Origin of the sequence: Peribacillus sp. NPDC060253 (assembly GCF_042727425.1) — a bacterium.
Taxonomy (GTDB): Bacteria; Bacillota; Bacilli; order Bacillales; family DSM-1321; genus Peribacillus.
Genome location: NZ_JBHXAS010000154.1, coordinates 1 through 8,935, shown reverse-complemented (window position 1 = coordinate 8,935; position 8,935 = coordinate 1). Strand labels below are relative to the sequence as shown.

Annotated in this window: 6 protein-coding genes; 1 reads left to right on the top strand and 5 read right to left on the bottom strand. The window is 37.6% G+C overall.

The genetic code is table 11. The annotated features are described in order from the left end of the window. Nucleotides 1–200: 200 nt before the first annotated feature. The 4 genes from ACFWE9_RS24090 to ACFWE9_RS24075 all read right to left on the bottom strand — a co-directional run bounded on the left by ACFWE9_RS24090 (nucleotide 201) and on the right by ACFWE9_RS24075 (nucleotide 4,204). Nucleotides 201–1,463 (bottom strand): efflux RND transporter periplasmic adaptor subunit, encoded by a 1,263-nt coding sequence (locus ACFWE9_RS24090; RefSeq protein ID WP_377359173.1) that lies wholly within the window; start codon nucleotides 1,461–1,463, stop codon nucleotides 201–203. A gap of 14 nt (nucleotides 1,464–1,477) precedes the next feature. Further along, nucleotides 1,478–2,140, bottom strand: coding sequence for a hypothetical protein (locus tag ACFWE9_RS24085; RefSeq protein WP_230162370.1), 663 nt, complete (start codon nucleotides 2,138–2,140; stop codon nucleotides 1,478–1,480). 131 nt (nucleotides 2,141–2,271) lie between these two features. Then, nucleotides 2,272–3,165 (bottom strand): diacylglycerol/lipid kinase family protein, encoded by an 894-nt coding sequence (locus ACFWE9_RS24080; RefSeq protein ID WP_230162368.1) that lies wholly within the window; start codon nucleotides 3,163–3,165, stop codon nucleotides 2,272–2,274. 160 nt (nucleotides 3,166–3,325) lie between these two features. Continuing rightward, a complete protein-coding gene (locus tag ACFWE9_RS24075; RefSeq protein WP_230162366.1) occupies nucleotides 3,326–4,204 on the bottom strand; it encodes a TetR/AcrR family transcriptional regulator in 879 nt (292 codons plus the stop codon). Nucleotides 4,205–4,393: 189 nt separating this feature from the next. Here ACFWE9_RS24075 and ACFWE9_RS24070 point away from each other — a divergent pair, with 189 nt between their 5' ends. Next, nucleotides 4,394–7,522 (top strand): efflux RND transporter permease subunit, encoded by a 3,129-nt coding sequence (locus tag ACFWE9_RS24070; protein ID WP_377359170.1) that lies wholly within the window; start codon nucleotides 4,394–4,396, stop codon nucleotides 7,520–7,522. A gap of 255 nt (nucleotides 7,523–7,777) precedes the next feature. Here the strand turns inward: ACFWE9_RS24070 and ACFWE9_RS24065 are convergent, their stop codons facing one another. Further along, entirely contained in the window at nucleotides 7,778–8,617 is an 840-nt protein-coding gene (locus tag ACFWE9_RS24065) for a tyrosine-type recombinase/integrase (RefSeq protein ID WP_230162362.1), read from the bottom strand. Nucleotides 8,618–8,935 lie beyond the last annotated feature (318 nt).

The window sequence follows — 8,935 nt, the reverse complement described above, 5'->3', positions numbered from 1 at the left end:
TAATAAAATATTATACTAAAAATGTGATTCTGTAAATATTTATTCTCGTCCCTTGTTAGAAATAATCTTTAAACATGTCTGAATATTCTGCATTAACGACTATTATACCCGTAATTTTACATCCCAATTTTATTCATATGAAATTATATGGATATATAATTTATCACGAATTTGACATCCCCTCATTTGATGAAAAAAAGCTATTTTTCCAACATACCAAGTAACAGATATCTTACTTTTTCCCTTTTGGTGAATTTTATATAAGATGCAGGTTTCACTTTTTCTAATTGAATGGGAGTAATAAAATGAGAATGGTTTTTCACTACCCCATTCGGTTCTATTAGAATGATTTCACCAACTGCCGGTCCCTTTATGATTTCTTGCTTTCCTTCTGCTTTAAGCCCTTTTGTAATATAGTGTTTATCCACAAAGCCTTTTTTAGTCAATTTATAGACATGTGGCTGTTTTTTTGGATGGACTGCTTCTTCTGGAATGGAGGGTACACCAGCTTTCTCATTGGTTATTACTGCAAGGTTGACCTTTGATCCAACCAACAAAGGTTCCGTTTCTTCACCCTCCGGTTCAATCATGGCCTGAAATGGAAATCTGCTTTCTTTTTTTAATGATGGCTCTTCTGTAGGATAAGAATGTATACGACCTATTGTTCCATTCAATGACTTTTTTAAATCAGGGGAACTTGCTATTATAGTCATGCCCACTTCAGCCTTTTTCATTTCTTCTTCAGAGAAATCCCCTTCAATTGCCATATTTGTTGAAACAATGGATACAATGGGATTGTTCAGGTTTTTATTGATATTTTTAACAACACCATCTGCTTCACTGGCCGTCTCAACCGCGTTGGTTTGCTCCTCGATTGAGCTTAATTGAGCATCATACATTTTCACTTTTTCATTCAAGCTGCTTTTTTCTAGTTCTTGCTTGTACATTTCTTGCTCAATGTTACTTTTGATAAGATCTGTAGAACTTGTAGTTACATCAATATTCAAGTTCTTTTCTACCGAGTCATCGATGACCGCCTTATCAGGATTGCTGTTCAGGGTTCCTTGATAAGTCCTCAACTTCCCTATGTATTCATCAATTCCTGCAATCTCTCCTTCAGCAGCTGTTTTCTCCGCTTCTAAATTCGCTTTAAGCGCATCAAGTTCGGCTGTCGTATACTCGAATAACGGAGTGCCAGCCGCTACCTCATCTCCCTCTTTTACAAGAAATTTTTTAAAGTCGTTTTTCTTGGCATCGAAATAGATATCATACTCTTCTACAGGTTTAACTACCCCTTTTATTTGGATGGTATCCCTAATTGTATCTTTTTTTACTTTAGTCCAGTTTTCCACGAAAACAGTTCGTTCCACTTTGCTTTCTTTCTGCTCAATAAGGTATAAGTTAACGGTTATTAATGTAATCGAAGCAACAGATACTGCCGCTATTTTCCATTTCGCCCTCATTCTTTTCACCCGCCTTATACAAATACGCCCACTTGGATATATGCTAAAAAGGCTTTAACAAACCACGTGGCCAAATAGAATAGAACAGTCATTGATAGGACCAAATATTTATTTCGTTCTGTAAATTCCTTTAAATAGAAATATTGCAGGACAATAATAAGAAATTGAAAAATGGTGATTTCGCTGAAAAAATGAATAAAGTAATCACTTCTTAGAAAATACTGACTGATGACACCCAACGAAAAAGGGTTAGCATCGTTTCCGATATCCATTAATACGAATAGAGGAAGCAGCAATATTTTCTCCAATAATTGCAAACCAAAAATGATCATTTGAACGATTACTAATTTTATGTATGGGATATCCGTAACAATCCAAAAGAATAGAGAAGATAAAAATATATATATAGAAGGATAAAATAGACCTGCTAAAATATTACCGCAAACTATCAGCAACTTTCCCGCTTCAAATTCATCAGCAGTCATCTTTGTGATTTCTTTGGAAAATGACTCAGAGCCAATGCCGAAATATCCTCCAATTGCAAAAACTATAACACTAAGAAAATATAATAATAGTAGTTTCCATCCAAGCCGTGTGACCGCTTCTGCATTTTGCAGCTGGTAACGACTCCTATGGGGCTCTAAAATGCCCTTTAACAATCTGACCTGGTACACCATATGTGTTCCTCCTGCAAAAAATGATATATCATTCTATATTTTATCTTATTTTGGAAGCAAATGCAGAAATAAGGAATGAATGAAACAAAAAAAACACATATCACTTACCTTAATATTTAATACTCTCTTCTCTAATTCGGCGTTAATACCGATAAATGATGACCGAGGACTTTAATCCGGGTAGGTGTTTGGCTATAGATCTCTCCATCCATATCTACATCAAGCGGCATATTAGTTTCAACGGTCAGAGTATCAGCCTGTAAATATGTCACCCCTGACTCCGATCTCAGTTTTTCAGTCCACGAACGTTTCATAGCTATTATTTCTAAAAATGCACTAAGGTTTGCTTTTTCTAAGATGGCAATGTCAAGCAGCCCATCGTCAGGACTAACCATGGGAAATGGCAATAAATTAGTACCAATATAACATCCATTCAAGACCAAAATCATGATTGCTTCACCTTCAATCATATTTCCATCATATTGGAGCTTAAAGGGAAACGGGTTATTATCTCCAATCGTCCTAACCGCACTTAATAAATATCCGATCTTTCCGAACTTATTTTTTTCCTGCTCATCAATATTGCTTGATGCGTCAGAAATAAGTCCAATACCCCAAAAATTCGAAAAATAGTCATCATCGGCCTGCCCTATGTCAATTGAACGAACCTTGCCATTTACAAGTGCTTCCGAGGCTTGACGAACATTTTGTGGAATCTTTAATGTCCTGGAGAAGTCATTGCACGTCCCTCCAGGTAAAACCCCAAACAGCGGCCTCTTTCCAAGTGGTGAAAGACCATTAACACACTCATGAACGGTTCCATCTCCTCCCAATACAAAAACAACATCCATGTCTTCCCCATATTCCGAGCAGAAACGACTTGCATCGCCTTTTTCCTTCGTTTGCAGAATAAGGAACTCATCAATATGAGGAGCTATAACCGGAAGACACTGCTCGAGATTTCTTTCGAGTTTATCATTCCCGGCTTTTTTATTGTAAATCAGCATTCCTTTTTTCCATCTCATGACGTAGCCTCCATATTCAAAGCAAGAATTGTCTTCTTTATAATTACCTTTTCCTAAAGGCTACCTGTTGAAACTCAATCTTATATTCGAAAATTCAGAATTAAAATTCCACAAAGTATCCACATAAAAAAGAGGCTATACGCCCCTTTCCGTAAAGCCTTCATAATTTCATCAAATAATCCTTCATCGTTAAGATAAGCTTTGAACAAAGGGGACTTCGTTTTTCATTTTTTTCCAAAAACAACAAAAGACTTTCCAGGATAATCGAATTTGGTTTAGCTTTAGGAAACTCTTCTTGAATCGCCTTTAAAGCTTCCGTATTTTTACTTGTTTCCATTCCCTCTTCTTTACGCGTTTCCACTTCCAACATCCTGCCGATGATCGAATTGATTTCCTCTTTAGGGCTCAGTTCCCGCAAAGAGCATTCTGGTAATGGAAATTGCTTCAATAATGGATCTTCCTTGTTTTGCAGGCTTACGATAATCGAATCCATCCGGTTCAAGATGAAGTTAGGTAACAATTCCACTTCGTAGGCATCTTTTTTTCTGATTAACATTCCGATATATCCTTTGAAAAGGGAATCTAATATGATCGTGCTATCAGGCAAAAGCTCAGCCGAGAGATCTGGATATAACTCAATGATTTTACGCTTGCACCAAATCAGGCCCTCTTCATGGATATAATGTAAAAAACTATCCAATTCTTTGCTGATATGAACCATTTGTTCCTGCATCAGCATTTGAATGAAGTTGGTATTTCCTGTCACATGTTCAATATGAACAGTGATTTGCCTTAAAAACTTGTCTTTACTTGATAAAGAATCATCAAGCTCCAGATCGAGCAAAGAGTCCGTCAACGCCTCATAAAAATTTTTAAAAATAGAGACGAGCAACTCTTCCTTCGATTTAAAGTAATTATAAAAAGATCCCTTTGCTATCCCGCACTTTTCAGCAATTTCCTGAACGGAAGTAGCATGATAGCCTTTCTCCGCGAAAAGTTCAACAGACTTATCTATAATCATTTTATGTTTTTCATTCATCAAATTCATCCTATCCCATAAATATTATCCACTTATGACCACTCAGTCATCTCATCCATATTGTATCCCAAAACCCTTGAAATCACAACGATAAAACTAACAGTTATTATCTATTGCAATCATAATACTTATACTATATATTTGAGTCTATGACCGACTAGTCACAATATAAGTATGGAGGGTAATAGTTTGAATTCTATAATTAAATTTTCTTTGAAAAATAAACTGGCAATCTGGCTGCTTACAATCATCATCGTTGCAGCGGGTTTATATTCTGGTTTAAACATGAAGCAAGAAACCATTCCCAATATCTCAACTCCTTTAATAAGCATTTCCACCGTATACCCTGGAGCTGCACCTGAAGAAGTAGCAGATAAACTCACAGAACAGATTGAACAGAAAGTCACAAATTTATCAGGAGTCGAATTAGTCAGTTCGTCTTCCATGGCCAATGTTTCTTCCATCCAATTACAATATAATTATGATACGGATATGGACGACGCTGTAAAAGAAGTGAAAGAAGCATTAGAGAAATTAGAACTACCTGATGGAGTGGATGACCCAAGCGTATCTAAATTGGAATTAAACGCTTTTCCAGTTGTCGCACTCAGTGTAACAGATAAGGATTCTGATTTGCCTGCCCTGACAAAAAACGTCGAAGAGGTGTTAGTACCTAAACTTGAAGGGATTGACGGTGTAACATCCGTTTCAATTTCCGGACAACAAGTAAATGAAGGCAGCCTTGTATTCAATGAAGATAAGATGGCGCAATACGGACTCGACGAAGAGACTGTGAAGAAGGTAATCCAAGCTGCTAACGTCAAAATGCCACTAGGCATATATAACTTTGAAGATAAAGAAAAAACGATCGTTGTTGATGGAAACATCTCCACATTAAAAGACCTGAAAAATATTAAAATACCTTTAACGGGTGGTTCAAAAACAGAAACACCAACTCAAGGTGCACCTGATACAAATCAAGTATCTCCTGGACTGGCACCAAATACTGTCCAACCACAAAATGTTAAATTATCAGACATTGCCGAAGTTAAAATCACCGGTAAGGCTGAATCTATCTCAAGAACAAACGGCAGCGAATCGATCGGACTCCAGGTTACAAGATCGCCTGATGCCGATACGGTTGCAATCGTAGACGAAGTAAAAGAAGAAGTTTCGAATTTCAAAGAAGATTTCAAAGGCGTAAGCGTACATACTACGCTTGATCAAGCCAAACCGATTAAAGATTCTGTAGAAACGATGATCAGTAAGGCAATTTTCGGCTGTCTGTTTGCCGTCATTGTTATCATGCTTTTCCTAAGGAACTTTAAAACGACTCTAATTTCTGTCATTTCAATTCCATTATCTTTATTAGCAGCCCTTTTGGTGCTCAAACAATTGGACATCTCATTAAATGTCATGACACTAGGTGCAATGACAGTTGCCATTGGCCGAGTCGTTGATGACTCGATTGTCGTAATTGAAAATATCTATAGAAGAATGGCCTTAAAAGGCGAACAATTAAAAGGCGGCGAATTAATACGCTCTGCCACTAAGGAAATGTTCATCCCTATTCTATCATCAACAATCGTTACTGTAGCCGTTTACTTGCCTTTAGCGAGCGTTACGGGAGCAGTTGGGGAACTATTCATGCCATTCGCATTAACAATGGTGTTTGCCTTAGTTGCATCATTAATCATTGCCATCACTCTTGTTCCAGCCATGGCAGACTCTTTATTTAAAAATGGACTATCTGAAAAAGAATTAAAATCACATGAAGAAAAGCCAAGCAAACTATCTCTATTCTACCGAAAAGCGCTGGATTGGTCATTAAACCATAAGTTAATAACTTTTGGTACGGCCATTGTATTATTAGTCGGCAGCTTATTCCTAATTCCAAGTATCGGTGTCAGCTTCATGCCTGCAGATGAAGAAAAAACGATCATCGTTACTTACACTCCAGCACCAGGTGAACTAAAAGAGGATATTGAAAAACAAACCGAAAAAGTAGAAAAATATTTCATGGATAAAGATGATGTGGAGACCGTTCAATACACACTAGGGGAAAACATGATGTCCGGCATGATGGGCGGCTCGGGTAACTCGGCTCTCTTCTATGTAATCTATGATGAAGACACTGAAAACTTCGGGGACAAGAAAGAAAAGATCATAAAAGATTTAACTAGCCTTGATACACCCGGAACATGGAAACAACAAGAATTCACATCAACATCAAGTAATGAAACCACCCTTTATGTTTATGGAAATACACAAAAAGATATTGAACCGGTAATCGATGATATTCAGAATATCATGAAGAAAAACAAAGACTTAAAAGATGTTGATACGAGTCTTTCCGATGCGTATGAGCAATATACACTAGTGGCGGACCAGCAAAAGCTTAGTGATCTTGGACTAACAGCTGCACAAATTGGTATGTCCATTGCAAATTCGAACAAAGATGATGCTCTAACTACAATTAAGAAAGATGGAGAAGAAGTCAAAGTATATGTCGAGACAGAAGAAACGACATTTGAAGATAAAAAAGATCTTGAGAATACGAAGATCACCTCTCCAATGGGTATGGAAATACCATTAAAAGAGCTTGTGAAAATCGAAGAAGGAAAGACGTCCGACACAATAAGCCGTCGCGATGGGAAAATTTATGCCGACGTGTCTGCAACAATCAAATCGGATGATGTAGCAGCAGTAACAGCTAAGGTACAAAAGGAAGTTGATAAATTAGACCTTCCTGCAAGTGTTTCCGTTGACTATGGTGGAGTAACCGAAGACATTCAAGAATCATTCACTCAACTTGGCATCGCTATGTTAGCAGCAATTGCTATCGTGTACTTTGTCCTTGTCGTCACTTTCCATGGCGGTCTAGCACCAATCGCCATTCTATTCTCCTTACCATTTACGGTAATCGGGGCATTAGCAGGATTATTCATTGCAGGTGAGACCATCAGCGTGTCGGCTATGATGGGTGTCCTCATGCTTATTGGTATCGTTGTAACCAATGCCATCGTATTAGTGGACCGTGTAATCAAAAATGAAGACTCGGGCTTATCTACTCGTGAGGCATTACTGGAGGCAGGATCAACACGACTGCGTCCAATCTTGATGACCGCCCTTGCCACAGTCGGTGCTTTAATACCACTGGCCATCGGTGCAGAAGGCAGCGGATTAATTTCACAAGGTTTGGGAATAACAGTTATCGGAGGACTAGTGAGTTCTACACTGCTTACACTTGTCATAGTACCGGTAGTTTATGAAGTAATCATGAAAATAGGCAAAAAGAAGAAAAAAACAGCTAAATAAGAATGGAGGGCATCCCTATTATGGGATGCCCTCTCTCTTTTCTTGATCAAATGACTCGAAGCTTGCCTCATCAACTCATCCATATGAATGAGTATATAAGCTAAATACAGCCCATTTCAAGGCTTAACTACCTCCTGCTCCCCTAATGGCTTCATCTCTCAGCTTCCTTCTTAGACGGACCCCTATGGACTAAATTAGTTTGTTTATAGGAACAAAAAAAAGAAAGACTCCGTCTTCCTTTTTAGCTTCTATAGGTTAATGTTTAGTGAAAGTTTGATCTATCGCATTTTCAAGATCCAGCGATTTTTCTTTTAAATAACGCTTCGTTACGTTTAAATCTTTATGACCGGCAAGCTTTGATATTGTTTGTATATCTATTCCATTATCCACTAGCCTTTGGCAAAATGTATGACGCAATTTATGTGGGTGCACATTGTATTTTTTCAATATATATTGAACTGACCTCGGTGTAATCCTTTGATTATAACTTGAAATGAACAGCGGGTCTGCTTTTTCTTTTAAAGAATAAAGATAATTTTTCACATGTTGGATAGCCGATAATGTAAGGGGAACGTTCCTATCAATTTCACCTTTTGCGTTCCTGACAACAATATAATTTTTCTCTGTATCCATGATGACGTCCCGACCATTCAAGTCACATAATTCAGATACACGAATTCCAGTATGTAACAACAGGTATACGATGGCAATGTTCCTTAGATTTCCCTCTGCTTCTATATCTCTTAACAGGATTTCCTGCTCTTTTATACTTAAAGTTTCAGGCACCTCATGCTTCTGCTCTTTTATCTTACGTTCAACAGTAAGCATTATTTGTGGCGTACCCAAAAATTTAAAGAATACATTTAGAGCGATATAGTGTTTTTCAATTGTCCCTGGACTTTTCTTGCAATTTTCTAAATTGTCAAGATAGTCTTGAACATCTTCAGATTGGATTTCCAACAATATCTTTTGTGTCTGATCACAAAACTGTGAAAGAACACCAGTATAGGTTTTGATCGTATTATCTGATTTGCCTTGGTCTCTCAACCATTCAGCAAACGAAAAAATCATTTCTTCTTTAGCAGAGGTATCCATCGGCTATTCCCCCAATGACAGTTTCAGAACTAAGTTAAGTTTAACATATATCCCTAAAGAAACGAAGCAATCTGTCCATATGTCTTATACAGATATGATGATACATTTATAGTATGTCCTATCCTATACACTATCTTATACTACCTCTAACATTCTTTATATGAGTCTTATCGGTTTCTTCCTTTTAGTTGGTTTCAATCAAGAATTCAGAAGGAATCAAACGACAAAAAAAGACCAGCCGGATGGCTGATCTTTAAAATGGCTTGGCGGCGTCCTACTCTCACAGGGGGAAACCCCCAACTACCATCGGCGCTGAAG

Bases quoted from the DNA above. Each gene is read 5' to 3' on its own strand.
- ACFWE9_RS24090 (WP_377359173.1), bottom strand. From the start codon at position 1,463: ATGAGGGCGAAATGGAAAATAGCGGCAGTATCTGTTGCTTCGATTACA.
- ACFWE9_RS24085 (WP_230162370.1), bottom strand. From the start codon at position 2,140: ATGGTGTACCAGGTCAGATTGTTAAAGGGCATTTTAGAGCCCCATAGG.
- ACFWE9_RS24080 (WP_230162368.1), bottom strand. From the start codon at position 3,165: ATGAGATGGAAAAAAGGAATGCTGATTTACAATAAAAAAGCCGGGAAT.
- ACFWE9_RS24075 (WP_230162366.1), bottom strand. From the start codon at position 4,204: ATGAATGAAAAACATAAAATGATTATAGATAAGTCTGTTGAACTTTTC.
- ACFWE9_RS24065 (WP_230162362.1), bottom strand. From the start codon at position 8,617: ATGGATACCTCTGCTAAAGAAGAAATGATTTTTTCGTTTGCTGAATGG.